This is a genomic window from Streptomyces sp. NPDC047014, assembly GCF_040644195.1.
In the GTDB taxonomy this organism is placed as follows: domain Bacteria; phylum Actinomycetota; class Actinomycetes; order Streptomycetales; family Streptomycetaceae; genus Streptomyces.
Map to the genome: position 1 here is coordinate 31,326 of NZ_JBEYVX010000011.1, position 25,406 is coordinate 56,731.

At 71.4% G+C, this 25,406-nt stretch carries 21 protein-coding genes; 9 read left to right on the top strand and 12 right to left on the bottom strand.

From position 1 onward, the window contains the following. Positions 1-126: 126 nt before the first annotated feature. The 8 genes from ABZ873_RS10015 to rfbB all read right to left on the bottom strand — a co-directional run bounded on the left by ABZ873_RS10015 (position 127) and on the right by rfbB (position 10,022). On the bottom strand, positions 127-2,739 hold the full coding sequence (locus tag ABZ873_RS10015; protein ID WP_360867990.1) for a peptidoglycan recognition protein: 2,613 nt from the start codon (positions 2,737-2,739) through the stop codon (positions 127-129). A gap of 105 nt (positions 2,740-2,844) precedes the next feature. Next, positions 2,845-4,653: a hypothetical protein gene (locus tag ABZ873_RS10020; RefSeq protein WP_360867994.1), complete on the bottom strand. Its 1,809-nt coding sequence runs from the start codon at positions 4,651-4,653 to the stop codon at positions 2,845-2,847. Between the two features lie 37 nt (positions 4,654-4,690). Next, positions 4,691-5,590 (bottom strand): glycosyltransferase, encoded by a 900-nt coding sequence (locus ABZ873_RS10025; RefSeq protein ID WP_360867997.1) that lies wholly within the window; start codon positions 5,588-5,590, stop codon positions 4,691-4,693. Positions 5,591-5,595: 5 nt separating this feature from the next. Continuing rightward, a complete protein-coding gene (locus ABZ873_RS10030; protein WP_360867999.1) occupies positions 5,596-6,042 on the bottom strand; it encodes a DUF2304 domain-containing protein in 447 nt (148 codons plus the stop codon). Continuing rightward, positions 6,039-6,728, bottom strand: a complete 690-nt coding sequence (locus tag ABZ873_RS10035) for a glycosyltransferase family 2 protein (RefSeq protein WP_360868004.1) — start codon at positions 6,726-6,728, stop codon at positions 6,039-6,041. The genes ABZ873_RS10030 and ABZ873_RS10035 overlap by 4 nt, the downstream gene beginning before the upstream one ends. Before the next feature lie 68 nt (positions 6,729-6,796). Next, complete coding sequence (locus ABZ873_RS10040) at positions 6,797-8,131, bottom strand: hypothetical protein (RefSeq protein WP_360868007.1); 1,335 nt, start codon at positions 8,129-8,131, stop codon at positions 6,797-6,799. Then, positions 8,128-9,048 carry a dTDP-4-dehydrorhamnose reductase gene (gene rfbD, locus ABZ873_RS10045; RefSeq protein ID WP_360868010.1) on the bottom strand — a complete coding sequence of 307 codons (921 nt, stop codon included), beginning with the start codon at positions 9,046-9,048 and terminating at the stop codon, positions 8,128-8,130. Before rfbD ends, ABZ873_RS10040 begins: the two co-directional genes overlap by 4 nt. Then, positions 9,045-10,022 carry a dTDP-glucose 4,6-dehydratase gene (gene rfbB, locus ABZ873_RS10050; RefSeq protein WP_360868013.1) on the bottom strand — a complete coding sequence of 326 codons (978 nt, stop codon included), beginning with the start codon at positions 10,020-10,022 and terminating at the stop codon, positions 9,045-9,047. Before rfbB ends, rfbD begins: the two co-directional genes overlap by 4 nt. Before the next feature lie 82 nt (positions 10,023-10,104). Between rfbB and rfbA the strand changes: the two genes are divergently transcribed. Next, complete coding sequence (gene rfbA, locus ABZ873_RS10055) at positions 10,105-10,980, top strand: glucose-1-phosphate thymidylyltransferase RfbA (protein WP_360868016.1); 876 nt, start codon at positions 10,105-10,107, stop codon at positions 10,978-10,980. Then, complete coding sequence (gene rfbC, locus ABZ873_RS10060) at positions 10,977-11,576, top strand: dTDP-4-dehydrorhamnose 3,5-epimerase (RefSeq protein WP_360868019.1); 600 nt, start codon at positions 10,977-10,979, stop codon at positions 11,574-11,576. The genes rfbA and rfbC overlap by 4 nt, the downstream gene beginning before the upstream one ends. A gap of 178 nt (positions 11,577-11,754) precedes the next feature. Here rfbC and tuf read toward each other — a convergent pair whose 3' ends face one another. From tuf to rpsL, 4 genes are all read right to left on the bottom strand, one after another. Beyond that, positions 11,755-12,948 (bottom strand): elongation factor Tu, encoded by a 1,194-nt coding sequence (gene tuf, locus ABZ873_RS10065; RefSeq protein ID WP_030653602.1) that lies wholly within the window; start codon positions 12,946-12,948, stop codon positions 11,755-11,757. 148 nt (positions 12,949-13,096) lie between these two features. Continuing rightward, entirely contained in the window at positions 13,097-15,229 is a 2,133-nt protein-coding gene (gene fusA / locus ABZ873_RS10070; RefSeq protein ID WP_360868023.1) for an elongation factor G, read from the bottom strand. A 39-nt stretch (positions 15,230-15,268) separates the two neighbouring features. After that, on the bottom strand, positions 15,269-15,739 hold the full coding sequence (gene rpsG, locus ABZ873_RS10075) for a 30S ribosomal protein S7 (protein ID WP_007265894.1): 471 nt from the start codon (positions 15,737-15,739) through the stop codon (positions 15,269-15,271). Positions 15,740-15,741: 2 nt separating this feature from the next. Further along, positions 15,742-16,113 (bottom strand): 30S ribosomal protein S12, encoded by a 372-nt coding sequence (rpsL, locus tag ABZ873_RS10080; protein ID WP_007265893.1) that lies wholly within the window; start codon positions 16,111-16,113, stop codon positions 15,742-15,744. 368 nt (positions 16,114-16,481) lie between these two features. Between rpsL and ABZ873_RS10085 the strand changes: the two genes are divergently transcribed. From ABZ873_RS10085 to ABZ873_RS10115, 7 genes are all read left to right on the top strand, one after another. Continuing rightward, the gene (locus ABZ873_RS10085; RefSeq protein ID WP_360868028.1) at positions 16,482-18,986 is read left to right on the top strand and encodes a YfhO family protein; all 2,505 of its coding nucleotides are present in this window, start codon (positions 16,482-16,484) and stop codon (positions 18,984-18,986) included. 79 nt (positions 18,987-19,065) lie between these two features. Continuing rightward, positions 19,066-19,791 carry a Crp/Fnr family transcriptional regulator gene (locus ABZ873_RS10090; RefSeq protein ID WP_360868031.1) on the top strand — a complete coding sequence of 242 codons (726 nt, stop codon included), beginning with the start codon at positions 19,066-19,068 and terminating at the stop codon, positions 19,789-19,791. Positions 19,792-19,885: 94 nt separating this feature from the next. Further along, entirely contained in the window at positions 19,886-20,611 is a 726-nt protein-coding gene (locus ABZ873_RS10095) for a hypothetical protein (protein ID WP_360868033.1), read from the top strand. Next, the gene (locus ABZ873_RS10100) at positions 20,608-22,728 is read left to right on the top strand and encodes a hypothetical protein (protein ID WP_360868036.1); all 2,121 of its coding nucleotides are present in this window, start codon (positions 20,608-20,610) and stop codon (positions 22,726-22,728) included. The genes ABZ873_RS10095 and ABZ873_RS10100 overlap by 4 nt, the downstream gene beginning before the upstream one ends. Before the next feature lie 13 nt (positions 22,729-22,741). Further along, on the top strand, positions 22,742-23,866 hold the full coding sequence (locus ABZ873_RS10105; RefSeq protein ID WP_360868039.1) for a hypothetical protein: 1,125 nt from the start codon (positions 22,742-22,744) through the stop codon (positions 23,864-23,866). Further along, on the top strand, positions 23,863-24,357 hold the full coding sequence (locus tag ABZ873_RS10110) for a Pycsar system effector family protein (protein WP_360868041.1): 495 nt from the start codon (positions 23,863-23,865) through the stop codon (positions 24,355-24,357). Before ABZ873_RS10105 ends, ABZ873_RS10110 begins: the two co-directional genes overlap by 4 nt. Positions 24,358-24,387: 30 nt before the next feature. Next, positions 24,388-25,341, top strand: a complete 954-nt coding sequence (locus ABZ873_RS10115) for a M48 family metalloprotease (protein WP_360868044.1) — start codon at positions 24,388-24,390, stop codon at positions 25,339-25,341. The last annotated feature ends 65 nt before the right edge of the window (positions 25,342-25,406 follow it).

Sequence of the window (25,406 nt, forward strand, 5' to 3'; positions counted from 1 at the left end):
CTTCGGTTCGCCGTGGATGCCGTGGGTGCGGTGGGTGCGGGGGATGCGGTAGGCGCCGTCCGCGAGCGCGAGAGGCCCCGCACTCCTCGTGTGCGGGGCCCCTCGGCTGTGGGAACGGCTACCGGTTCAGGAGCTGAAGTAGCCCGTGATGTCCGCGATGAGATCCACGGAACCGGAGTTGTTGAAGAAGCTGACCTTGCCGTCCACGACCGGGACGACCACCAGGTTGGGGATCGTGAGGCCGCGGGTGAAGTTCAGGTTCGACGCGCTCGTGCGGGTGGTGCCGCTCGGGTAGACCGAGACGAAGCTCGACTCGGTCGGGTTGGTCGCGGTCACGTTGAGCACCACGGCCTTGACCCCGGTGGCCGGGATGCCGCCGACGCCCGCCACGGGCAGGGTGACCACGCCGCCGCCGGTGACCGGGCCCTGGCGGACGCCGAGGCCGGTGCGGGTGTCCATCAGGCGCTTCGGGCCGAAGTTCGCCTGGAGGGCGCCCTCGGGGCTGTCCGAGAAGTAGCCGGTGATGTCGGCGATCAGGTCGACGCTGCCCTGGTTGTTGTAGAAGCTGACCTTCCCGTCCACGACCGGGACGACCACCAGGTTGGGGACGGTCTGGCCGGGGGTGAAGTTCAGGTTCGAGGCGCTGGAGCGGGTGGTGCCGCTCGGGTACACCGAGACGAAGCTGGGCTGCGTCGGGTTGGTCGCGGTCACGTTGAGGACCACGGCCTTGACCCCGGTGGCCGGGATGCCGTCGACGCCGGCGACCGGCAGGGTGACGACGCCGCCCGTACCGACCGCGCCGGCCGGGACGCCGGTGCCCGTACGGGTGTCCATCAGGCGCTTCGGGCCGAAGTTGGTCTGCGTGGCGCCGTCACCGGTGGAGGTGAAGTAGCCGGTGATGTCGGCGATCAGGTCGACGTTGCCCTGGTTGTTGTAGAAGCTGACCTTCCCGTCGAAGACCGGCACGACCACCAGGTTGGGGATGGTGCGGCCCGGGGTGAAGTTCAGGTTCGAGGCGCTGGAGCGGGTGGTGCCGCTCGGGTACACCGAGACGAAGCTGGGCTCGGTCGGGTTGGTCGCGGTCACGTTCAGCACGACCGCGGTGGGCGTGCCGCCTGTGGCGGCGGCCACCGGGAGGGTGACGACCTTGCCGGCGCCGACCGGACCGGCAGCGACGCCGAGGCCGGTACGGGTGTCCATCAGGCGCTTCGGGGTCAGCGGGACGAACTTCGCGCCCTTGACCTCCGCGGCCACGGTCACCGCGAGGGCGGTGGAGACCTTGCCGTTCGCGGCGGTGGCGCGGACCTGGACCTGGTGGCCGCCGTCGGTCAGCGCCGCCGAGGCCCGGCGGGCCGCGCCGTCGGTGACGGCCACGGACTCGCCGTCGACGATCAGCTCGAACTTGCTGATCCGGTTGCTGGGCGTGCTGGTGGTCCAGTCGACCGTCAGGTACGCGCCGCTCGGCAGGGTGGCGCCCGGCGCGGCCGGCGCCCCGTTCACCGAGGCGATCTTCAGCTGGGCCGCGGGGCCGGTGCCGCGGAGCGCTTCCAGCTGCGGGTACAGCGAGTTGCCCGGGCACTGGGTGTTGAAGCCGTCCCGGTGGCCCGAGAGCTGCTTGAACTCGTAGGTCTGGCCCTTGGTGAAGCTCTTGCCCATGAAGTTGGTCTGGTTGTCGCCCGCGGTCAGCGTGGTGGTGCCGGCCAGGTCGCCGTCGTACTGGCCCAGCTTGTACGCCGCGATACGGGAGATGCCGTCCAGGGCCGCGGCCGAGGCGCCCGCGGAGGTGTAGTCGCCGAGGACGGAGACGCTGGTCGACTCGGAGTTCCAGCCGTAGGTGTGCGCGCCCATGACGGGCTGGTCCATACCGCCCTGGCGGCCCTCGAAGAGGTTGCCGCACTTGTCGACGAGGAAGTTGTAGCCGAGGTCACGCCAGCCGTTGGTCTTCACGTGGTAGACGTGCAGACCGCGGACGATGGCCGCGGACTCGGAGCACTCGTACGGGGCGGTGGCCGCCGTGTGGTGCACGAACACGGCCTTGATCTTGCCGGCGGGCAGGTAGACCGGGCCCTCGTCGTTCAGGGACTCGTCGGCGCCCCACTGCACGCGGGAGACCACGTCCGGCCGCGGGGCCGTCGAGGCCGGTCCCGGCGTCGGCGGCACGGGGTCGGCGGCGGGCAGCGCGACGGCGGCCGGGCCGAGGCCCAGGTCGCTCTTCTTCTTCGCCTTCGCGGCCCCGGCGCCCGGGTCGACGAGGTTCAGCTCCATGCCGGCGGGCAGCTCGGCACCGCCGCCGCCGATGACGCGTACCTCGGCGCCGTCGGACGGGCCGACCCACACCGGCTCGGTGGCGCCGCGCAGGCCGGGGCGCTTGCCGTCGAGGCCGGGCTCGGCCTGCTCCAGCACGACCCACTTCGACCACTTGCCGCTGTCGGCGTCCCGGGTGCGGGCCTCGATCCGGCCCTTCACCTCGGCCTCCGGATCGCTCCAGGAGACGCCGAGCAGCCCGAACGGCTCGGTGCCCTGCTGGGAGAGCACGGCCTCTCCCCTGCCCTTCGGCTTGAGGGCGAGCTTGTGCAGCTCCCCCTCGACCGGACCCTTCTCCCGGGCGCGGGCGCTGTACGGCGACGCCTCGCCCCCGTCGGCTGCGCCGGTGCCGTTCGCGACACCCTGGATGCCGAGCACCGCCACGACGCCGAGCGCGGCGGCAAGAGCCGTACCGCGCACACGACCTATCTTCAAGATTTCCCCAACCCCTGTGTTCATCACGCCAGGTGCGACCACTGGCCAGGGGGATCCTACTGGCCGGGAACGACAGCGATCGCGTGGCGGCAGGGGGGCCGGGGGCTATTCCACCGACTTGTCCTTGAAGGGGGCCTTGCGGCCGCAGATCGCGGGCCATTCCTTGGCCACGATGTTGGCGCACCAGATCTCGCCGTCGTCCTTGAACTGCTTCCAGCGCTTGACCTGGAGGTCGTCGCAGTCCTTGTTCGGCGCGTAGCGGGGGCACGTGCCGTTGGGCAGCTTGATGTTGTGGGCGCGCCAGGCGTCGAGGCCCATGAGGTTGGTGTCCTCGTGCGTCGGCATGTAGCGGTTGGCCGACCAGGAGGCCCCCATGGTCGCGAACAGCGCGACCGCGCACACCATGCCGGCCGAGAGCTGACGTACCGTCCGGCGCGGAACGACCCGCGCCGAGGGCTCCGCGGAGGCCGGGCGCAGGGTCCGCTCGGCCCAGCCCGAGCCGCGCTGCACCGCCATCATCACGCCGAGGACGGCCAGGATCATCAGGGCGTACATGATGATCCAGGTGGTCCGGGGGAAGAGCTGGACGGCCTTGTCGTGCTCCATGTGCGAGGCGAACCAGAAGCGGGCCAGCCAGGCGCCCGCGAGGACCGCCGCGGCGGTGCGGACCATGAGGTTGCGCAGCCCGAGGCCGATGCCGAGGCCGACGCCGAGGATCAGCAGCAGGGCGAAGCCGGTCTGTCCGGCCATCTCCCCGGAGACCGGCCACTGGTAGTACTTGATGTAGCCCGTGCGGTCGGAGAGCCAGCCCAGGACATAGGCCGGGTCCGCGTACACGCCGAGGTAGGCGTACCGGTCCGGGGTCTGCGCGCCGAGCCGCACCATCTGGTAGAGCAGCGGGGCGCCGATGATGCCGGCCGTGACCAGCACGGAGCCGACGAAGAGCGCCGCCCGCTTCACCGCGGGGGCCCCGGCCCGCCAGGGGAACAGGAACAGGAAGAGCACGGCCGCGCCGGGCGCGGCCCAGACGAACCAGCCCGAGTACCAGAGGAAGAGGGCGCCGAAGACGGCGCCGAGGCCCGCCCCGCGCAGCACCAGGGACTTCGGGGTGCGCCCGGCCGAGCGGCGCAGTTCGCGGAAGCAGTACCCGAGCAGCGGCAGCAGCACGATCATCACGACGTGGCTGTACGGACGGACGGGGTCGAGGAAGAGCACGGCCGCCGGGGCGGCGATCAGCAGCGCCCAGAAGGGCCGCAGCAGCAGCCGCCAGGACAGGTAGGCCATCGGGCCGACCAGGGCGCTGCAGATGATCTGGAGGTCGTGCAGGGCGAAGCCGGAGCTGCCGAGGCCGTCGTAGCGGACCTTGGCCCACAGGGCGATCAGGGCCGGGAAGGCGGGCGGGTAGATACCGGAGACGCCCTCGCCCGTCAGGAAGGAGTTGGCCATCTCCACCAGGACGCTCGGGTCGCCCTCCTGCCCGCCGAGCGGGTGCGGGGTGCCGCGCAGCGCGACGACGACGCCGCCCGCCACCACACCGGTGACCAGGCCCGCGAGGGCGGCGCAGACCAGCCGCTTGACCAGCTCGTGGCGGTGGGCCGGGCCGCGGTAGGCGGTGTAGAGCAGCAGGCCGAGCAGCGGGAGCCCGAGGAGGGCCGCGAAGAGCTGGAGCCGGGCGAGGCCGCTGACCTGGCCGATGCGGTTCATCGGGTTGACCCCGATGTGGCGGCTCAGCAGCGTGAACCCGAGGGCCGCCACCACGCTGACCAGGACCTCGGCCAGGATCCGCACCCACCGGCGGGAGAGCCACCCCCGGCTCCGTGCGGCGGTCGGGCTGTTCGTGCCCGGGGCCGGTTCGGAGGGCTGCCGCGCCGGGACGCGGGCCCCGCCGACCTCCTCGGGGGCCAGGTGTGTCATCTCGGTCCGTTCCGTGGTGGGGCGGTGTCGGTGTCGGTCAGTTCTGGCCGGAGGTGAAGGCGTGCTTCGCCAGGGTGCGCGCGCCGGCCTTGTTGCCGCTGCGCAGGGCGCCGGGGAGCATCGTCAGGGCGTGCAGCCGGGAGGCGCTGTGGAAGCGGGCCGCGCGGGCCGCCCTGGGCCAGCCGCGGGCGTCCATGCGGGCGGCGACGGCGGAGAAGTACCGCTCGGCCTCGGCGAAGCGGGTGCCCGAGAACGCCTGGACGGAGGACTCGCTGACGGCGTGCCGGCGGTACTGGAAGACGGTGGCGGAGTTGTCGACGACCATCTCCTCCCCCGCTTCGAGCAGGTCGACCACGAGCGCGAGGTCCTGGATCACCGAGTAGTCGTCGCGGAAGTTCACCGCGCGCAGTGCCTCGCCGCGCCAGGCGATGGAGGGGAAGTAGAGCCAGTTGCCGCGCAGCACGCTGGCGGCCAGCTCCTCCCCGCCCATCAGGCGGCGGCCCTTGACCTGGGGTGCGTAGAGCCGCTTCTTGGTGTTGTCGGCGAGGCCGGCCGTGACCTGGCCGGCGCCGTCGATGACCTCGACCCCGGGCTGGACCATGCCGATGCCCGGCCGCTCGGCGACGAGGGCGCGGACGGTCTCCAGGTAGTGCGGGTGCAGCAGGTCGTCGCAGCCCATGATGACCACGTGGTCGGCCTCGGAGAGCCGCACGCACTTCTGGAAGTTCTTGGTGATGCCGAGGTTCCGCTCGTTGCGCGTGTAGTGCACGCGGTCGTCGCCGAGCTGCTCGAACCAGCCGGGTACCTCGGGCTCCTTGCCGTCGTCGATGACGACGAGGCGGAAGTCCGGGTCGGTCTGCGCCAGTACGCTGCGGACCGCGTCCTGCATCAGCCGCACGTCCCCGTAGTAGGGGAGCATGAAGTCGAAGGTCACCATGGGGGTCAGGCCCTCACGGAGCCGGAGCCGGAGCCGGAGCCGGCATCCGCCTTGTCTGTGGTCGCCCCGGGCTCCGCGGCGGGGGCCGGGAGTTCGGCGTTCAGGCGCTCGTCGTTGTGCCGGACGCCCTCGTTGATGGCCACGGTCCGGGCCAGGTCGGTGATCTTCTTCTCCAGCGAGCGGAACCGCAGGAAGGTGTTGAGCGTGAGGAAGCCCATCGCGAGGACCATCACGTAGAGCACGAGGTCGGTGCCGCGGCCCACGCCGAGCTGGTGGGCGAGCCAGGTGACGTCGGTCGGGCGGAGCACCGCGTACACGTTGACGACGACGAACAGCGAGAAGGCGATGCGCTTCCAGGCGCGGTTCTTCGCCTGGCTCCACGTGCGGATGAAGACCAGCGCCATCGACACGGAGCCGACGATCAGGACGAGCTGGATCCAGAAGTACTTCATCGACGCCCACGCTCCCGCAGCGAAATGTCAAAGATGATGTTCACGCCGTTGATGAGGGACTGGCCCTTGGAGCGCGAGTATTCGGTGTAGAGGATGTCCACCGGGACCTCGGTGACGCGCAGGTCGGAGCCCGCCAGGAAACCGACGAGCTCGGAGGCGTGCGCCATGCCGTTCATGGTGATGTTCAGCTGCTCGGCGGCCTTGCGGCTCAGCACGCGCAGACCGTTGTGCGCGTCGGTGAGCTTGAGCTTGCGGGCGGTGGGGCTGACGGCGGCGGCCGTGCGCAGCACGACCTGCTTGATCCACGGCACCTGGCCGTTCTGCTCGATGAAGCGCGAGCCGAGCACCACGTCGGCCTCGTCGCGCCGCAGGACGCCGACCATCGTCTCGACGTCCTTGGTCTGGTGCTGGCCGTCGGCGTCGAAGGTGGCGAAATAGCGGGAACCGGGCTGGGCGAGCGCGTACTTGAGACCGGTCTGGAGGGCCGCGCCCTGGCCGAGGTTGACCGGGTGGCGGACCAGGTGGGCGCCCGTGGTCGCGACGTGGGCGGCAGAGTCGTCGGTGCTGCCGTCGTCGACGACGACGATGTTGGGGAACGTCTTGCGGGCCCCCTCGACCACCTCGGCGATCACCTGGCCCTCGTTATAGGCCGGTATGACCAGCCAGACATCGTCGTATTGGGACACGGTAGCTCCAGCGGAATGTGGCACGTACGAGTGCTCGGTGATCGGTGTGACGTCTTGGGGCGGCATGTTCACTTCCCGACGGCGCCCACGCCCGGGCCGCTCGCCACGGCCGGCTGCCGGGATGTTCCGCCGGCCGCGGCCGTGGCTCCGGGGAAGCTCAGCCTGAGGGACGCCAGCATAGCGAGCACGGTTGCGGTCGACCCCAGCGCGTAGGCGACGATCACACGCACGGACACCTCGCCCGGCAGCGCGGTGACGCCCACCAGGACGGCGGTTCCGGCGGCCCAGCTGAGCAGTTGCAGATGGTGCCGCTCGAACACCATCAGCGCCTGGCCGAGGACCATCGCGAACATGTACGCCACCGTGCCGGCGGACATCAGGAAGAAGTCGAAGCGGCCCAGCACCGGGTCCTGCACCCCGAACAGCACCTCGATCAGCCAGGGGCCGAGGGCCGTGGCCGGCACCCCGCCGAGCAGGCCGAGCGCGCCGACGACCAGGGCGATCCGGCGCAGCATGGCCCAGAAGGCGGCCCGGTCCCCGGCGGTGAAGGCGGCGGTCAGCCCGCTGAGCAGCGATGCCTGGAGCGAGCCGAAGACGAACAGCGGTACGCGGGCCAGCACCAGGGCGCTCATCAGCGCGGCGATCAGCGCGCTGTCGGCCGGGGCCAGCAGCTTGGTGCTCATCACGGCCGCGTTCACGACGAGTTGGGAGAGCAGGGTGGCGCAGACCAGCAGGCCGAGCCCGCCGCACAGCTCCCGCCAGGCGATCGGTTCGCCGGGGCCCGCGGCGCGCAGCAGCGCGGGCAGCGTGACCAGGGTCGCGACGACGGGCGCGAAGGCGAGGACGAGGCTGAACGCCAGCGCCGAGTGCAGCCCGGCCACGGCGCAGCCGAAGGCGAGCACGATGCGCAGCCCGCCGTCGACGGCGAGCTGGGTGCCGTACGCGCCGAACCGGCCCAGGCCGGCCAGCACCCCGCGGGTGAGATAGCAGACGGCCATGCCGGTGAAGGCACCGCCGAGCGCGGCGACCAGGCCGCGGTCGCCCTGGAAGAGCAGGTCCGCGATCGGCCCGGCGGCGGCCACCAGCACCAGCAGGGTGGTGCCGAGGACGCCCGCGGTGAGCAGCGTGGCCCGGCGCAGCACCGGGGCGGCGCCCTGGCCCAGGACCGCGCGGGCGGAGACGAGCCGGGTGAGCTCCTGCTCCAGGGGGAAGAAGATGCCGATGCCGAGGGACATCACGATCGTCCACAGCACCGAGACGCTGGCGTAGCCCGCCTCGGACAGGCTGTGCCCGGCCACGCCCAGGTGCACGTACGAGGCCGCGCCCAGCACGACGGTGCCGCCGGCCACCGCTACGGTACCCGGCGGCAGCGCCGCGCTCGCCTTGTTCAGCAGGGCCTTCATCCCGCTCGGCCGTCCCGGGCCCGCTCGGCCAGGGCCGTGAAGCCCGGGGTGGCGACGGCCTCGGCCAGCTGCTCGCGCCAGTCGGCGAGCGGGGCGAGGCCCGCCGCGGCCCAGCGGCCGTGCGCGAGCACGCTGAACGCGGGCCGGGCGGCCGGGCGGACGAACGCCTCGGAGGTGGTGGGGCGGATCCGCTCGGGGTCCAGGCCGCTCAGCCGGTAGGTCTCCTGGGCCAGCCCCCGCCAGGTGGTCCGGCCGCTCGCGGTGCCGTGGTAGACCCCGGCGGGCGCGGTGCCGGCCAGCGCGGCCAGGCCGAGCGCGACCAGGTGGCGGGCGAGGGCCAGGGACCAGGTGGGCTGGCCGTGCTGGTCGTCGACGACGTCGAGGGTGTCGCGCTGGGCGGCGAGCTTGAGCATGGTGGCCACGAAGTTCGCCCCGTGCTCGCCGTACAGCCAGGCGGTCCGTACGACGTAGCCGTCCTGCGGGAGCAGTTCGGCGACGGCGCGCTCGCCCGCCAGCTTGGAGCGCCCGTAGGCGTTGACCGGGCCGGTCGCGGCGTCCTCGGCGTACGGCTCGGTGGCGTCGCCGGGGAGCACGTAGTCGGTGGAGACGTGGATCAGCCGGGCCCCCGCACCGGCGCAGGCCGCGGCGAGAACCCGTACGCCGTCGCCGTTGACGGCGGTGGCCGCGTCCTCGGCGGTCTCGGCGCCGTCGACGTCGGTCCACGCGGCGCAGTTGACGACCACGGCCGCGCCCTCGACCGCGGCGCGCACGGCCTCGGGGTCCGTGATGTCGAGGTCGGCGCGGCGCAGGCCGGCGGCCTCGATCCCGGCGCGCTCCAGGACGGCCAGGACGTCCTGGCCGAGCATCCCGGCGGCCCCGGTGACGAGCCAGCGTCCGGCGGACGGGTCGGTGCTCACTTCTGCAGCGCCGCCTTCGCCTTGAGCGGCTCCCACCAGGCGCGGTTCTCGCGGTACCAGTCGATGGTGGCCTTGATGCCGTCCTCGAAGGTGACCTGCGGGACGTAGCCCAGCTCGGAGCCGATCTTGCTGATGTCGATGGAGTAGCGCAGGTCGTGGCCCTTGCGGTCCTCGACGTGCTCGACCATGTCCCAGCCGAGGCCCGCGGCCTCCAGCAGGACGCCGGTCAGCTCCTTGTTGGTGAGCTCGGTGCCGCCGCCGATGTTGTAGACCTCGCCGGCCCGGCCCTTGCGCATGGCCAGGTCGATGCCGCGGCAGTGGTCGGAGACGTGCAGCCAGTCGCGGACGTTGCCGCCGTTGCCGTACAGCGGGACCTTCCTGCCGTCCATCAGGTTGGAGACGAACAGCGGGATGACCTTCTCCGGGAACTGGTAGTGCCCGTAGTTGTTGGAGCAGCGCGTGACCACCACGTCCATGCCGTGCGTGCGGGCGTAGGCCAGCGCCAGCAGGTCGGACGATGCCTTGGAGGCGGAGTAGGGGGAGTTCGGCACCAGCGGCCACTCCTCCGTCCAGGAGCCCTCGGTGATCGAGCCGTAGACCTCGTCGGTGGAGATGTGCACGAAGCGGCCGACGCCGTGCTTGCGGGCGGCGTCCAGCAGCACCTGCGTACCGACGACGTTCGTCATGACGAACGGGCCGGCGCCGGCGATCGAGCGGTCCACGTGCGACTCGGCGGCGAAGTGCACGACGACGTCGTGGCCGGGCATGACCCGGTCGACGGCGTCCGCGTCGCAGATGTCGCCCTTGACGAAGGTGTATCCGGAGTGGCTCGCGACCGGCGCGAGGTTCGCCTCGACGCCCGAGTAGGTCAGCTTGTCGAAGACAGTGATCTGCGCCGTGGCATCTGCACCGAGCTGCTGGCGGACGAATTCTGAACCGATGAAGCCGGCGCCGCCGGTCACGAGGATGCGCATAATACGAAGAGTCTAGCGGGCCGCCGAACGTCACATGCCCTGCGCTCGGCTCCCCCACGGCCTCTCGCATAGGGTTCTCCCCATGCGTGGAATCCTCTTGGCCGGTGGCACCGGATCCCGACTCTGGCCGCTGACCCGGGCAGTCTCGAAGCAACTGCTGCCCGTCTTCGACAAGCCGATGATCTACTACCCCCTCTCCACCCTGGTGATGGCGGGTATCAGCGAGATCCTGATCATCACCACCCCGGAAGACCGCGACCAGTTCGAGCGACTGCTCGGCGACGGCTCGCAGTTCGGCCTGCGGCTGGAGTACGCCGTCCAGGAGCGCCCGGAGGGCATCGCCCAGGCGTTCGTCCTCGGCGCCGACTTCATCGGTGACGAGTCCGTCGCGCTCATCCTCGGCGACAACATCTTCCACGGCAGCGGCCTCGGCACGCGTCTCGCCGAGCACACCGGAGCCAAGGGCGGCCGCGTGTTCGCGTACCCCGTGGCCGACCCGACCGCCTACGGCGTCGTGGAGTTCGACGAGAACGGCCAGGCGATATCCATCGAGGAGAAGCCGGCCAGCCCCAAGTCCCGCTACGCGGTGCCCGGTCTGTACTTCTACGACAACCAGGTCGTGGAGATAGCCAAGGGCCTTGAGCCCAGCGCCCGCGGCGAGCTGGAGATCACCGCCGTCAACGACGCCTACCTCCAGGCCGGCGAGCTCAATGTCACCATCCTCGACCGCGGCACCGCCTGGCTCGACACCGGCACCTTCGTGTCGATGGTCCAGGCGTCCGAGTTCGTCCGCGTCATCGAGGAGCGCCAGGGCTTCAAGATCGGCTGCATCGAGGAGGCGGCCTGGCGGGCCGGCCTGATCGACTCCGCCCAGCTGCGCGCCCTCGCCGAACCCCTCGTCAAGAGCGGCTACGGCACCTACCTGATGACCCTCCTCGACGAGGAGGCGGCCAAGTGAAGTTCCGCGAGCTCTCCCTCCAGGGCGTCTTCGAGGTCACCCCGCAGCTGCACGGCGACCCGCGCGGCCTGTTCACCGAGTGGTACCGCTTCGACCGGCTCGCCGAGGTCGTCGGCCACCCGCTGAACCTGGCGCAGGCCAACCTCTCCGTCTCCGCCGCCGGCGTGGTCCGCGGCATCCACTTCGCCGACGTCCCGCGCGGCCAGGCCAAGTACGTGACCTGCGTACGCGGCGCCGTCCTCGACGTCATCGTCGACCTGCGGACCGGCTCCCCCACCTTCGGCCGGTGGGAGGGCGTCCGCCTGGACGACGTCGACCGCCGCGCGGTCTACATCCCCGAGGGCATGGGCCACGGCTTCTGCGCGCTGACGGACGACGCGACGCTGTCGTACCTCTGCTCGGAGACGTACAACCCGACCGGTGAGCACTCCGTCCACCCGCTCGACCCCGACCTCGGCATCGAGTGGCCGGCCGAGGTGCCGCAGCTGTCCGCCCGCGACGAGGCCGCGCCCTCGCTGGCCGACGCCCTGGCGACCGGTCTGCTGCCGTCCTACGCCGCCTGCGTGGAGTTCACCGAGTCCCTGCGCGTGAGCTGACCCGCCCCCGCCGCCGTACGAGAAGGGCCGCACCCCCCGCCCGGGGGTGCGGCCCTTCTCGCGTATCCGGGAGGCGCCGGGCACGCGAGAGGGCCCCGCCCCACCGCCGAAGCGATGGGCCGGGGCCCTCCGGTACAAACAGGTGCTCGCGGAACGAGCTACCGGGTCAGAACACGAATTACTTCGTGATCTTGGTGACCTGGCCGGCGCCCACGGTACGACCACCCTCACGGATGGCGAACTTGAGGCCCTCCTCCATGGCGACCGGCTGGATCAGCGCGACCGACATCTCGGTGTTGTCGCCCGGCATGACCATCTCCGTACCGGCCGGCAGGGTGACGACACCCGTGACGTCCGTGGTACGGAAGTAGAACTGCGGGCGGTAGTTGTTGAAGAACGGGGTGTGACGGCCACCCTCGTCCTTCGACAGGATGTACGCCTGGGCCTCGAACTCGGTGTGCGGGGTGACCGAACCGGGCTTGATGATGACCTGGCCGCGCTCGACGTCCTCGCGCTTGATGCCACGGAGGAGCAGACCGACGTTCTCACCGGCCTGGCCCTCGTCGAGCAGCTTGCGGAACATCTCGATACCGGTGACCGTGGTGGTGGTCTTCTCTTCCTTGATACCGATGATGTCGACGGTCTCGTTGACCTTCAGGACACCACGCTCGATACGGCCGGTGACGACCGTACCGCGACCGGTGATCGTGAAGACGTCCTCGACGGGCATGAGGAACGGCTTCTCGGTGTCACGCGGCGGGGTCGGGATGGCCTCGTCGACGGCGGACATGAGGCCGAGAAGCTTCTCGCCCCACTCCTTGTCGCCCTCGAGGGCCTTCAGCGCGGAGACGCGGACGACCGGCAGGTCGTCGCCCGGGAACTCGTACTCGGAGAGCAGCTCACGGACCTCGAGCTCGACGAGCTCCAGGATCTCCTCGTCGTCCACCATGTCGGCCTTGTTCAGGGCGACAACGATGTAGGGAACGCCGACCTGGCGGGCCAGGAGCACGTGCTCCTTGGTCTGCGGCATCGGGCCGTCGGTGGCGGCGACCACGAGGATGGCGCCGTCCATCTGCGCGGCACCCGTGATCATGTTCTTGATGTAGTCAGCGTGACCCGGGCAGTCGACGTGGGCGTAGTGACGCGCCTCGGTCTGGTACTCGACGTGCGCGATCGAGATGGTGATACCGCGCTGGCGCTCCTCAGGAGCCTTGTCGATCTGGTCGAAGGCCGAGGCCTCGTTCAGGTCCGGGTACGCGTCGTGCAGCACCTTGGTAATGGCGGCCGTGAGGGTCGTCTTACCGTGGTCAATGTGACCGATGGTGCCGATGTTGACGTGCGGCTTAGTCCGCTCGAACTTCGCCTTCGCCACGGGGTCCTCCTGGAGAGTGGTTCTGTACGCCTTACTCATCGGCGCCAGGTGATCTTTGCTGGAAAGCCGGTCCCTCCGGGGCAACGGAGGGTTACTCCCGTTGCCCCAGAGGCTCCGGTGACAAGCCTAAAGCGTGTACTCGGAAGAGTTACTCGCCCTTGGCCTTCGCGATGATCTCCTCGGCGACGTTCCGGGGAACCTCGGCGTAGGAGTCGAACTGCATCGAGTAGCTGGCGCGACCCGAGGTCTTGCTGCGGAGGTCTCCGACGTAGCCGAACATCTCCGAAAGGGGCACGAGGCCCTTGACGATCTTGGCTCCGTGACGGTCCTCCATGGCCTGGATCTGGCCACGGCGGGAGTTGATGTCGCCGATGACGTCACCCATGGACTCCTCCGGCGTGGTGACCTCGACGGCCATCATCGGCTCGAGGAGCACGGGAGAAGCCTTGCGCGCGGCCTCCTTGAACGCCTGCGAACCGGCGATCTTGAAGGCGAGCTCGGAGGAGTCGACCTCGTGGTAGCCACCGTCGAGAAGCGTGACGCGGACGCCCGTCATCTCGTAGCCGGCCAGGATGCCGAACTGCATGGCCTCCTGCGCACCCGCGTCCACCGAAGGGATGTACTCCTTCGGCACACGACCGCCGGTGACCTTGTTCACGAACTCGTACGCCGGGCCGTCGGCCTCGGTGATGGGCTCGATCGCGATCTGCACCTTGGCGAACTGACCGGTACCACCGGTCTGCTTCTTGTGGGTGTAGTCGTGACGCTCGACGGCCTTGCGGATCGTCTCACGGTACGCGACCTGCGGCTTGCCGACGTTGGCCTCGACCTTGAACTCGCGCTTCATACGGTCGACCAGCACCTCGAGGTGCAGCTCGCCCATACCGCCGAGGATGGTCTGGCCCGTCTCCTCGTCCGAGTGAACGTGGAAGGAGGGGTCCTCCTCCGCGAGACGCTGGATGGCGACACCCAGCTTCTCCTGGTCACCCTTGGACTTGGGCTCGATGGCGACCTGGATGACCGGCGCCGGGAAGTCCATGGACTCCAGGATGACCGGCTGCTTGTCGTCGCACAGCGTCTCACCGGTGGTGGTCTGCTTGAGGCCCATGACGGCGACGATGTCGCCGGCGCCCACCGAGGCGATCTCCTCACGCTTGTTCGCGTGCATGCGGTAGATCTTGCCGATGCGCTCCTTCTTGCCCTTGACGGAGTTCAGCACCGCAGTGCCGGCCTCCAGGCGGCCCGAGTACACCCGGACGAAGGTGAGCTTGCCGAGGTGCGGGTCGCTCATGATCTTGAACGCGAGCGCGGCGAGGGGCTCCTCGTCCGACGGCTTGCGCTTCACGGCGATCTCCGCGTCCTTGACGTCGTGGCCCTCGATGGCCTCGATGTCCAGGGGCGACGGCAGGTAGCGGACGACAGCGTCGAGCAGGGGCTGGACGCCCTTGTTCTTGAACGCCGTACCACAGAACACCGCGGTGATCGTGGGCTCGCCCTTGCCCTTGCCGGAGCCGAGGATGATGCGGCGCACGGCCGCGTGCAGCTGCTCCTCGGTGGGCTCTTCGCCCTCGAGGAAGAGCTCCATCATCGCCTCGTCGTTCTCGGCGACCGTCTCCACGAGCTTGGCGCGCCATTCCTCGGCGGCCTCGGTGTGGGTGGCCGGGATGTCGACGACGTCGTACATCTCGCCCTTGGTGGCCTCGGCGGACCAGACGAGCGCCTTCATGCGGACGAGGTCGACGACACCCTGGAAGTCGGCCTCGGCACCGATGGGGAGCTGCATGACGATCGGGACGGCGCCGAGGCGGTCCTTGATCATGTCGACGCAGCGGTGGAACTCGGCACCCGTGCGGTCGAGCTTGTTGACGAAGCAGATGCGCGGGACGCCGTAGCGGTCCGCCTGACGCCAAACGGTCTCGGACTGCGGCTCCACACCGGCGACACCGTCGAACACGGTGACGGCACCGTCGAGGACGCGGAGCGAACGCTCCACCTCGACCGTGAAGTCCACGTGACCCGGGGTGTCGATGATGTTGATGGTGTGGTCGACGTCCTCGAGCGGCCAGTGGCAGGTCGTCGCGGCGGACGTGATGGTGATGCCGCGCTCCTGCTCCTGCTCCATCCAGTCCATCGTGGCAGCGCCGTCGTGGACTTCACCGATCTTGTAAGAGACACCGGTGTAGAACAGGATGCGCTCGGTGGTGGTCGTCTTGCCCGCGTCGATGTGGGCCATGATGCCGATGTTGCGCACCTTGGCCAGGTCAAGCGAAGTGGTAGCCATGTCGGCTCAGTCTTCTCTCGGTCTCGATGTGGGTTGGGACTACCAGCGGTAGTGCGCGAAGGCCTTGTTGGACTCGGCCATCTTGTGGGTGTCCTCGCGCTTCTTGACAGCAGCGCCAAGACCGTTGGAGGCGTCGAGCAGCTCGTTCATGAGGCGCTCGGTCATGGTCTTCTCACGGCGGGCGCGGGAGTAACCCACGAGCCAGCGGAGCGCCAGGGTCGACTGGCGACCCGGCTTGACCTCGACGGGGACCTGGTAGGTCGCGCCACCGACACGGCGGGACTTGACCTCGAGGGACGGCTTGACGTTCTCCAGCGCGCGCTTCAGCGTGATGACCGGGTCGTTGCCGGTCTTCTCGCGGAGGCCCTCCATGGCGCCGTAGACGATGCGCTCGGCGGTGGAGCGCTTGCCGTTCAGGAGGATCTTGTTGATGAGCGAGGTCACCAGAGGAGAGGCGTAGACCGGGTCGATGATGACCGGGCGCTTCGGGGCGGGGCCCTTACGAGGCATTCTTACTTCTCCTTCTTGGCGCCGTAGCGGCTGCGGGCCTGCTTGCGGTTCTTGACAGCCTGGGTGTCAAGCGCACCGCGGATGATCTTGTAACGAACACCCGGCAGGTCCTTCACACGGCCACCACGCACGAGCACGATGGAGTGCTCCTGCAGGTTGTGTCCCTCACCCGGAATGTAAGCGGTGACCTCGATGCCGGAGGTCAGACGCACACGCGCGACCTTACGGAGCGCCGAGTTCGGCTTCTTCGGGGTGGTCGTGAACACACGCGTGCAGACACCACGACGCTGGGGCGAAGCCTCGAGCGCGGGAGTCTTTGTCTTCTCGACCTTGTCCTGCCGGCCCTTACGGACCAGCTGCTGGATCGTAGGCACTACTTCTCCGGTTTCTGTGTGCCGTGTAGTGAAGCTAACCTGGAACTTTGCCGACCCACGCGGTCGGGTGTGTCGGATCCTGCGCACCTTCACCGAGGTGAGGGAGGCGCGGGTTCGCGGTGTGGTCTTCTCGGCTCACCGCGGGTCTAAGCGCACGCGGGAGCCCAGGGCACACCCCAGGCACAAGATGAGAGCGTACCTACCTCACTGAGATAGGTCAAAACAAATGCCCAGCACGAAAACCCGCCGCGCGCAAGCGGGGCGCGGCCTCTTCGGCCGGGCGGCCCGCCCCCGCCGCCTAAACTGACACCTTGCCCGGGCGCTGGGCGCCCGCGAGTCGATCAGCAGGGAGCAGCACATTGGGGACCGTGGCACCCGAGCCGACCACAGTCGACCCCGGGCTCCCCGCCCCCGGCCAGGGCTCGGCCGTCCGCAGAGCGGCCCGCGGCGTCACCCGCGGGGTCTCCCGCCGCGCGGCCCGCCCGCGCGGCCCGCTGCTCGCCTTCCTGCTCACCGCGGCCGCCTTCTGCGCCGCCTGGGCGGCCCGCGGCACCTTCCCCTTCGGGAACACCGGCCGGGCGATCAACGACCAGGCCAACCAGTACGTGCCCTTCCACCGCGCGCTGTGGGACCTGGTGCACGGGCAGGCCGCCGGCGACCTGCTCTTCACCTGGCGCGGCGGCTTCGGACAGCAGTTCCTGTCCGACTTCCACACCTACCTCGGCAACCCCTTCTCCTGGCTGGCCGTGCTCGTCCCGCGCGCCCACGTCGACCTCGCGGTGTTCGCCGTCACCCCCCTGACGATGGGCACCGCCGCCGCCGTGATGACGGTCTACCTGGGCAAGCTGCATCCCGGCCCGTGGTGGCAGCGAGGCGTGCTCGGGGCGACGTACGGGCTGTGCGGCTGGGCGCTCAGCGACGCCTCGTACATCCCGATGTGGCTCTGGGGCCTGGTGGCCCTGCCGATGCTCGGCATCGCCGTCGAGTGGTGCCTGGAGGGGCGGCGCTGGCCGGGCGCGGCGCTGCTCGTCGCGCTCGCCTGGTTCGGGAACTTCTACACCGCGATGATGGCCACGATGGCCGCCTGCGTGCTGCTGGCCGTCCGCATGGCCACCCGGGAGATGTCCGCCCGGGAGCGGCTCACCGCCCTGTGGCGGGCGGCGAGCGCCGCCGGGACGGGCATCCTGCTCACGCTGCCGCTGCTGCTGCCCTCGTTCCTCTCCAGCGGGGCCGCGCAGCCGACCCGGGCCGCGGCCTTCCAGCCCGTCGGGCTCGACGTCTTCCTCGCGGGCATGCTCCCGGCCACCCACCTGTGGGGCGGCCGCCCCCGGCTGTACGTGGCCTCCCTCGGCCTGATCCTGGCCGCGGCCTTCGTGCTGAACGGCCGGATCGCCCGCCGGACCCGGCTGGTGTGGGCCGGCGCGATCGTGCTGGTGGCGGCCTCCTTCCAGTTCCCGCCCACCCAGTACGTCTGGCACGGGCTGGCGGTGCCGAACGGCAATCCGTACCGCGAGGCGTTCGTGTTCAGCGGGATGGTGGTGGTCGTGGCCTGGCTGGCGCTGGCCCACCGGCCGCGCCCGGTGCACCTGGCGGCCGGGCTGGCGGCGCTGGTCGCGGCCGCCTTCGCCCTGCGGCACACGGACGACTTCGGCGGCTGGACCTGGTACGCGGTGCTCGGCGGCGGCGGTGTCTCGCTGCTGGCGCTGGTGCTGCTGCGGCTCGGGGAGAAGCGCCGGCTGCTGGTGCCGGTGGCGGCCGTACTGATGATCGGCGTGGTCCTGGCCGAGTCCACGGCGGCGGCGTCCGGGGCGGACGCCCGGCGGGCCCGGGAGCGCTGGGCGAAGCCGGTCGCCACCTCCAGCCGGTCGATCACCGAGCACTTCGAGGCGGTCCGGGGGGCCGCGGGCTGGCCCGCCCACCGCACCGACTCGGGCGCGCCGCAGACCGCGTACAACGACGCCCTGGCGCTGCGCGCGGAGGGCCCGCAGTACTACAGCAGCTACCTCCCGGAGGCCACTTACCAGGCCCTGGAGCCCCTGGGGTACGGCTTCAAGAACGACGGCCGGACCTTCTTCGGCGCGGACAACCCGGTGCTGGACGCGATCTTCTCGATCGGCGCGCGGGTCCGCCCGGGGGCCGCCGAGGGCAGCTGGACGGCGGAGACCTTCCCGGCGCCCCCGCTGGTCACCGTCCGCAGCGGCCCGTACACCTCCCCGAACCCGGCGGACAGCGTCTGGGCCCGCCAGGAGAACGTCCTGGGCGCGACCGTCTACGCCGTCCCGGAGGCCGTGCCCGGCGGCACCGCCACCGAGCGCACGTACACGGCCCGCTGCGCCCCCGGCTCCGCGGCCTACTGGTACTCCCCCGCCGTGTACGGCACCGTCACCGCGGGCGAGGGCCCCGAACTGCCCCTGGAGGAGGCCCGCACGGGAGTCCTCCCCCTGGGCCCGGTCCCCCCGTCGGGCACCCTGTCCGCAACCCTGCGCGCCGACGGGAAGGCCACCCCGGGACCCCACCCGATCGCCTGCCTGGACCGCCCGTCCCTGGACGCGGCCATCGCCCGCCTCACCGCCACGGGCGCCACGACCGTCACCCCGGAGGGCCACACCCTGCGGGCCACCTTCCCGCCCGGCACCACGGGCACCGCGGTCATCGCCACCACGGCCACCCCGGGCTGGACCTGCTCCTCCCCCACCACCCCCCACCACGGCCTCCTGGCCACCACCCTCCCCCCGAACACCACCACCCTCACCTGCACCTACACCCCCCGCGGCCTCCACGCGGGCCTGACAGCCGCCGCCCTGTCCCTCCTGACCCTCGTATCAGCCCCCCTGTCAAGGCGCCTGCGGCGCCGCCGGTCGCCCACGGGGTAATCCCGCTGTTCGGGCCCCCGTACAAGCCGTTGTTGAGTACATTGACCGCCCTGGTCATCGGGTGCGGGGGCGACAGCGGATGAACGAGAGCGCGGACCGGGCCGGCGGCACCACCGGCGGCCTGGATGACCTGGTCCCCTTCCTCGCCCGGCTCGAAGAGGCCGACGGCGCGGCGTTACGGGAGCTCGGCCGCGAGGTGATCTACCAGCCGCGCAGCACCCTGCTCCACCAGGACGAGCCCACCACCCACGCCCTCCTCGTACTGACCGGCTGGACCAAGGTGACGGCCGCGCACCCGAACGGCTACCAGGCCCTCCTCGCCCTGCGCGGACCCGGCGACATCATCGGCGAGTCCGCGGCCCTCACGCACCGCCCCCGGTCCGCGACCGTGACGGCACTCGAAAGGGTTCGCGCGGTCGTCATCGAGCACGAACGCTTCCGGGGCTTCCTCAGCCGCTTCCCGGATGCCGCGCTCCAGCTGCTGGCCCTGTCCTCCGACCGGACGCGGGCGGCGGACCGGCGCACGCTGCAGTTCGCGTCGATGCCCGTCCGGGAGCGGCTTGCCGTACTCCTGCTGGACCTGGCCCGGATCCACGGGAAGCGCACCACGCTGGGATGGGAGGTCGCCGTCCCGCTCACCAAGCAGGAGCTGGCCGGCGCGGTGAGCGCTTCGCGGGAGATGGTCCAGCGGGAGTTGAAGAGCCTGCGGGACCGCGGTGTGATCAGTACGGGACGGCGCACGCTGGTGATCATGCGGCCGGACGTCCTGCACCGCATCGCCCAGGCCGCGCCGCCCGCCGTCTGAGAGTCCGGGCCCCGCCCGCTTCAGTGCACACGGTCACACTCCGGTGCGTCATCCTCCCTCACGGCACCGGGGGCGGCTGCCCGACGCTGCTCGCATGACCCAGCCACAGCCCCTGTTCCGGACCCTGCTCCTCATCGACACCGAGCGGTTCAGCGACCGCGACGACGTCCAGCAGGGCTACCTCCGACGCATGCTCTTCGGCATCGTCGACCGCGTCCTGCTCTCGGCCGGCGCCGACCCCAGCCTGCGCCAGCGGGCCGACCGCGGTGACGCGGTGATGGAGCTGATCGACCCGTCCGTCCCCCTCACCGACCTGCTGCGCGCCCTGCTGAAAGACGCACCCGGCGAACTGCACGCCGTGAACCGGCTCGCCGCCAGCTCCGCGCAGCTGCGGCTGCGTGCCGTCCTGGCCACGGGATTCGTCCACATCGACGAGTTCGACGGCTGGGTGGGCACGGACCTGAACAACGCCTGCCGCCTCCTCGACGGGGACCCGCTGCGGGCCGCCCTGCGGGAACGGCCGGACGACTACGCCCTGTGCGTCTCGGAATCCGTGCACACGGGCATCGTCACCCACGGTCATCTGGGCATCCCCAAGGACGAGTTCCACGCGATCACCGTCCCGACCAAGAACGGTCCGATGGGTGCCTGGCTCCACGGCCCCCTGCCCCGGTCGCGGCCCGCCGCCCACGGCGGCGCGACCGCTCCCGCCGCCCCTCCCGCTCCGGCGGGTCTGGACTTCCGGGGCACCAACCACGGGCTCGTCGCGAACCAGGTACAGGGCGACATCACCTTCGGCGGCCCGGGTGAGCGCCGGTGAGCGAGCAGGAGCAGCGGAAGGTTCCCGGGGCGCCCGAGGGCGCGCACACCGAAGGCGGGGACCAGGCCGAGGCGGAGCTGCCCGCTCAGGAGCCCTGGGCGGCCCGCCGGGACCTCGACGCCCACGCGCCGAGCTCGATGGGGCTCGCCTTCCACGGCATCAACCACGGTGTCACGGCACGACGCGTCATCGGCGACATCATCACGGGCGGCAAGGTCGAGAACCACCACTACAACTTCGGTGGCCTCGACAGCGGTCAGGTCTCCGGTGAGATCCCGGCAGCGGTCCTGGAGAAGCTCGCCGAGGACTTCGTGGCGCACGGCACGTCGTTCGGGGAACTGCTGGAGCGGCTGCGCGAGGAACGCGTGATCGTCCTGACCGGTGCCCCCTTCACCGGCCGCCGCACCGCCGCCCTCATGCTGCTGCACCACCTGGGCGCCACACCGGTCCACGCCCTGGACCGGGACGTGCGGCCGGGCGAGCTGAGCCGGCGGCTGGCCTCGGCCGAGCGCGACGCCGGCCATGTGCTCTGCGATCTGGACATCTCCCGTCGGCATCCGCTGCGGGAGGCCCACCTCCTGGCGCTGCGCGGCAGGATGCGGGAGCTGAACGGATACCTGGTGATCACGACGAGCCGCAGCCCCTACGTCGAGGACACCGTCGGCCTCGCCGCCTGGGAACCGCCCGAACCGGCGGCCGTCCTCGCGGAGCTGCTGCCCAGGCGGACGGACCCCGCCGAGGCGCTGCGGCTGCTGGCCCTGCCCGCGGTCGCCGAGTTCCTCTCGCACCCGCTCCAGATCCGCGAGGTCGTGCAGTACGCGGACGTACTCGCACGGGCCGACGAGGAGGAGATCGACCAGTACTCGCAGAACACCCTGGAGCAGCAGGTACAGGAATGGTTCGAAGAGGCCGAGACCCCGGTGCAGCTGCGGGAGAGGGCGTTCCTGATCGCCCTGGCCGCCTTCGACAAAGGCCCCTACGCCCTGATCGCGGAGCTGAGCGACGCACTGTACGCGGAGCTGCGCAGATCGGGTGGCGACACGGAACAGGAGCCGATCCCGGTCTTCGGGACCCACATCGGCAAAAGGCTGCAGAACGCCCGCGCACGGCGGTCCACCGCCGAGGAGATGACCGAGTGGGGGCCGGTCACCCAGGTCACGGCGCACTTCCACGACGAGCGCGTCGCACCGATCGTGCTCCGCGAGGTCTGGACCGGCCATCCGGCCGCCCGGCCCGCACTGATCACATGGCTCAACAAGCTCTCGACGGACGGGCGGCCCTTCGTCCGCACCCGTGCGGCAGCCACCGTGGCCGTCCTGGCGTACACCGACCTCCCCTCCTCCATGGCGCTCATCGTCGAACGGTGGGCGGGGGCGCGCGAGGCCCGGCGCCAGCTGACGGCGGTCAGCGCCCTCACCCTGGCCCACCGGATCGGCGCCCCGAACATCCCGCGGATCGTCGACGCCTGGAGCCTGGACGGCCAGACCCCGAAGCGCTGCTGGGTGGGTGTCCGGGCCCTGGGCCTGATCGGCCCCGAGCGGCCGGCGGAAACCCTGGCCGTCCTCCAGGCACAGGCCCGGCAGCAGCACGACAAGAAGCGGGAGCGGTCCACTGCCGGGGCCGGGGACCAGCAGATCGCCGAGGAGCTTCCCCAGTCCGTCGCCCTCCTGCTGATCTCCCCCGCCGGCGAACCGGCCCTCGGTGCCCTGCTGCCCTTCCTGGACGGCCACCACTCCGCGCGGGCCCTCGCCCTGGACGGTTTCCTCACCGCCGGCGAACGGACCGGCCCCACCGGCCGGCCGCCCCTGCTGGACCTGGCGCTCCGGTCCCCGTCCACGCTGGCCGGCTGCGCCCAGCTGCTACGGGCCGCGCTCAACGACCGTACGGCCAACGAGCGCGCCGAGGACCTGCTGCGGAACTGGGTCCGGTCCGCCGACGACAGCCCCGGCACGGCGCGCGCCCTGGAAGAACTGCTCCCCGAGGTCGCGGCGGGCCCCCGCGACGCGGCCCGGCTCCAGCATCTGCTCGACACCGTGCAGGGCCTGGACGGCCGGCCCCGGCCCGCGGCCGCGGACCGGATGCGCGCGCTCGTCACCCGCTCCCTCACCCACGCCTGACCGGAGGTCCGCCATGGCCACCCCGATGTACCACCACACCGACTTCGACCAGCGTGCCGACCGGCACACCCTGCTCAAGGACCCCGTCGTCACCGTGCGCCAGCTGGGCCGCCTGGGCCTGCCCGGCGGCCCGCCCACCCGCATCGACCACGCGCTCGTCTACACGACGCGGCGTGGCGGCTTCGAGCCCTACCTGCCGCCCGACCGCCCCCGGCGGATTCCCCGGCGCTACACCGCGGTCTACGAGGTGGACATGGGAGTGCACCCCGTACGGAGCCAGGTCCGGCTGCCCAGCAGCGACGACGCCCACGAGTTCGACGTAAGCGTCGCACTGGAATGGCAGGTCACCGATCCCGCCCGGTTCGTCCGCAGCGGGCACCGCGACGTCCCCCGGCTGCTCCTGGGCGAACTGGAACAGGCGGCCCGCCCGGTCAGCCGCAGATTTCCGATGGACGCCAGCGCGGCCGCCGAGGCCGACGTCCTGGCCGTGATCCAGAAGGGCCCGGCCCTGGGTGAGGAAGCGGGCCTGCGCGTCCACTGGACGATCCGGCTGCGCCGCGACGAGGACAGCATCGCCCATGCCCGCCGCCTCCAGGCGATCGAGCACGCCACCACGGAGGAGGTCCTGACCGAGCAGGGCGGCGCCCGGGCCGACCAGGAGCGGGCCAGGCGCGCCCAGGCCCAGCAGCAGCAGAGCCTGGAGCTCCAGGAGTACGAGGCACTGCGGATCGACTTCTACCGCGAATACCTGACTCGCGGCGGTATCGACGCCTGGGCCATGCACCTCGTCCGGAACCCGGAGGACTCGGCCAAGGCGCTGAGCACGCTCCGGGACGATCAGCGCGAGCGCCTGCGGGCCCAGATGCACCTGATCAAGGAGATGCTGACGAAGGCGGGCACCGAGCCCTTCGAGCTGGAAGGGCCCCGGCGCCTCGCGATCGACGCCTTCCGTGCCGTCTTCGGCCAGCATGTGCCGAGCGACGAGGTTCCCGGGGAACCGGAGGTACCTCAGGAGCCCCGGAGCCGTACGGAGCCGGCCACCCCGTCGGTGCCCGCCCCGTCACCGGCGGCGGAGGTCTCCGCATGGCAGCCGGCCGTACCGCCGAAACCGCCCGCCGCGCCCGGGGAACTCCGGTGACCGGGGCCGACGAGGCCGCGGCCAGGCTCCTCGCCGACCTGCGCGTCGAGGTCGCCCGGGCGGACAGCAAGGCGGCCCTGCTGGTCGGCGCCCTCGGGATGACCGCCGGCGTGATCGGCGGCCAGCTGTCCGGCCCCCACCGGTCGCTCGGGGCCCTCTCGCCGCCCGGCCTGGCTCTCTGGTGGTCCGGGGCGACGGCGCTCTTCCTGGCCCTGGTGGCCCTGCTGCTGGCGGTGCTGCCGCGGTCCCTGCGTTCCGGCTGGCAGGCGGGCACCCCGCTGGCCTACTTCGGCGACATCCGCACCGCCGACCGGGAGGGCCGGCTGGCCGAAGCCCTCTCCGACACGGCCCAGGATCCCGGCACCGCGCTGCGCGCCGCGCTGGCCGCGAACAGCCGGATCGCCCTCCGGAAACACCAGTGGATCCGGATCGGCCTGCTGGCCTACGGCTCCGGCGCCCTGCTGCTGCCCACCGCCCTGTTCCTCGGCTGAGACCGCGCTCCCCCGCCCGTGGAGGTCCGTATGGACGAGACGACCGCTCCCCCCGATGACCTCGAATACCGCAACGCCCCCGGTACCCGCGTCACCTACCGGGCCCGGCAGCGCCGGGCCGACCGCACCGTCTGGCTCGGGCTCGCCCTGCACCTGCCGTCGTTCCTGATCAGCTTCACGCTGGTGCTGGCGGTCGCCCTGGCGCTCGACGCCCTGCTGGGGGTCCCGGCCTGGCTGCCGTCCGGGCTGTGGGCCGCCTCCGGCGCCCTCGCCTTCCACCGGCCCACCGAAAGGATCGTCGCCCGCCACCTGCTCCACCTGCACCGGCCCCTGCCGGCCGAGCTGGCCGCCCTGGCCCCGGTCTGGCGCGAGGTGACGGCCCGGGCCGGGGTGGACGGGAGCCGGTACGAACTGTGGGTCGAGGAGAGCGACGGCCTGAACGCCCTCGCCGCCGCCGGCCATATCGTCGCCGTCACCAGGCGGGCCCTGCGGGACCTGCCCACCTCGCAGCTGGGCGCCGTACTCGCCCATGAGCTCGGCCACCACACGAGCGGCCACTCCTGGTCGGGAACGCTCGTCTGGTGGTATGCGATCCCCGGCCGCTGTGCCTGGCGTGTCCTGAGCCGCTTGAAGCCCCGGCTGCGCCGTGCGGCGCACGGAGCCTCGGTCACGGCGCTGACCGTCGTCGTGGCCCTGACCTGCTACGTCGCGTTCACCACGCTGCGAGCCACGTACGGGCTGCCCCTGCTCCTGCTCACCGTGCCCTGGCTGGCGGCGGCGGTGGGTCGGCAGGCCGAGCTACGCGCCGACGCGCACGCGGCACGGCTGGGATTCGGGCACTCCCTCGCCCTGACCCTGCACGAACGGCTCGCCGAGCAGTCGGCCGCGCGGGGACCGGGGGTGCCGTCCCGGCCGGGGGCCCGGCTGCTGTCGCGCCACCCCGATCTCCGGACCCGGCTGGAGCGTCTGCAGAAGCACTTGTGAGCCGGAAACGCCGCGAGGCGGCCCCCCTCCCAGGGGGCCGCCTCGCGGGTTACTGCTCTTTCGGG

Bases quoted from the DNA above. Each gene is read 5' to 3' on its own strand.
- ABZ873_RS10020 (WP_360867994.1), bottom strand. From the start codon at position 4,653: ATGACACACCTGGCCCCCGAGGAGGTCGGCGGGGCCCGCGTCCCGGCG.
- ABZ873_RS10025 (WP_360867997.1), bottom strand. From the start codon at position 5,590: ATGGTGACCTTCGACTTCATGCTCCCCTACTACGGGGACGTGCGGCTG.
- ABZ873_RS10030 (WP_360867999.1), bottom strand. From the start codon at position 6,042: ATGAAGTACTTCTGGATCCAGCTCGTCCTGATCGTCGGCTCCGTGTCG.
- ABZ873_RS10040 (WP_360868007.1), bottom strand. From the start codon at position 8,131: ATGAAGGCCCTGCTGAACAAGGCGAGCGCGGCGCTGCCGCCGGGTACC.
- rfbB (WP_360868013.1), bottom strand. From the start codon at position 10,022: ATGCGCATCCTCGTGACCGGCGGCGCCGGCTTCATCGGTTCAGAATTC.
- rfbA (WP_360868016.1), top strand. From the start codon at position 10,105: ATGCGTGGAATCCTCTTGGCCGGTGGCACCGGATCCCGACTCTGGCCG.
- fusA (WP_360868023.1), bottom strand. From the start codon at position 15,229: ATGGCTACCACTTCGCTTGACCTGGCCAAGGTGCGCAACATCGGCATC.
- rpsG (WP_007265894.1), bottom strand. From the start codon at position 15,739: ATGCCTCGTAAGGGCCCCGCCCCGAAGCGCCCGGTCATCATCGACCCG.
- ABZ873_RS10090 (WP_360868031.1), top strand. From the start codon at position 19,066: ATGAACGAGAGCGCGGACCGGGCCGGCGGCACCACCGGCGGCCTGGAT.
- ABZ873_RS10095 (WP_360868033.1), top strand. From the start codon at position 19,886: ATGACCCAGCCACAGCCCCTGTTCCGGACCCTGCTCCTCATCGACACC.
- ABZ873_RS10105 (WP_360868039.1), top strand. From the start codon at position 22,742: ATGGCCACCCCGATGTACCACCACACCGACTTCGACCAGCGTGCCGAC.
- ABZ873_RS10115 (WP_360868044.1), top strand. From the start codon at position 24,388: ATGGACGAGACGACCGCTCCCCCCGATGACCTCGAATACCGCAACGCC.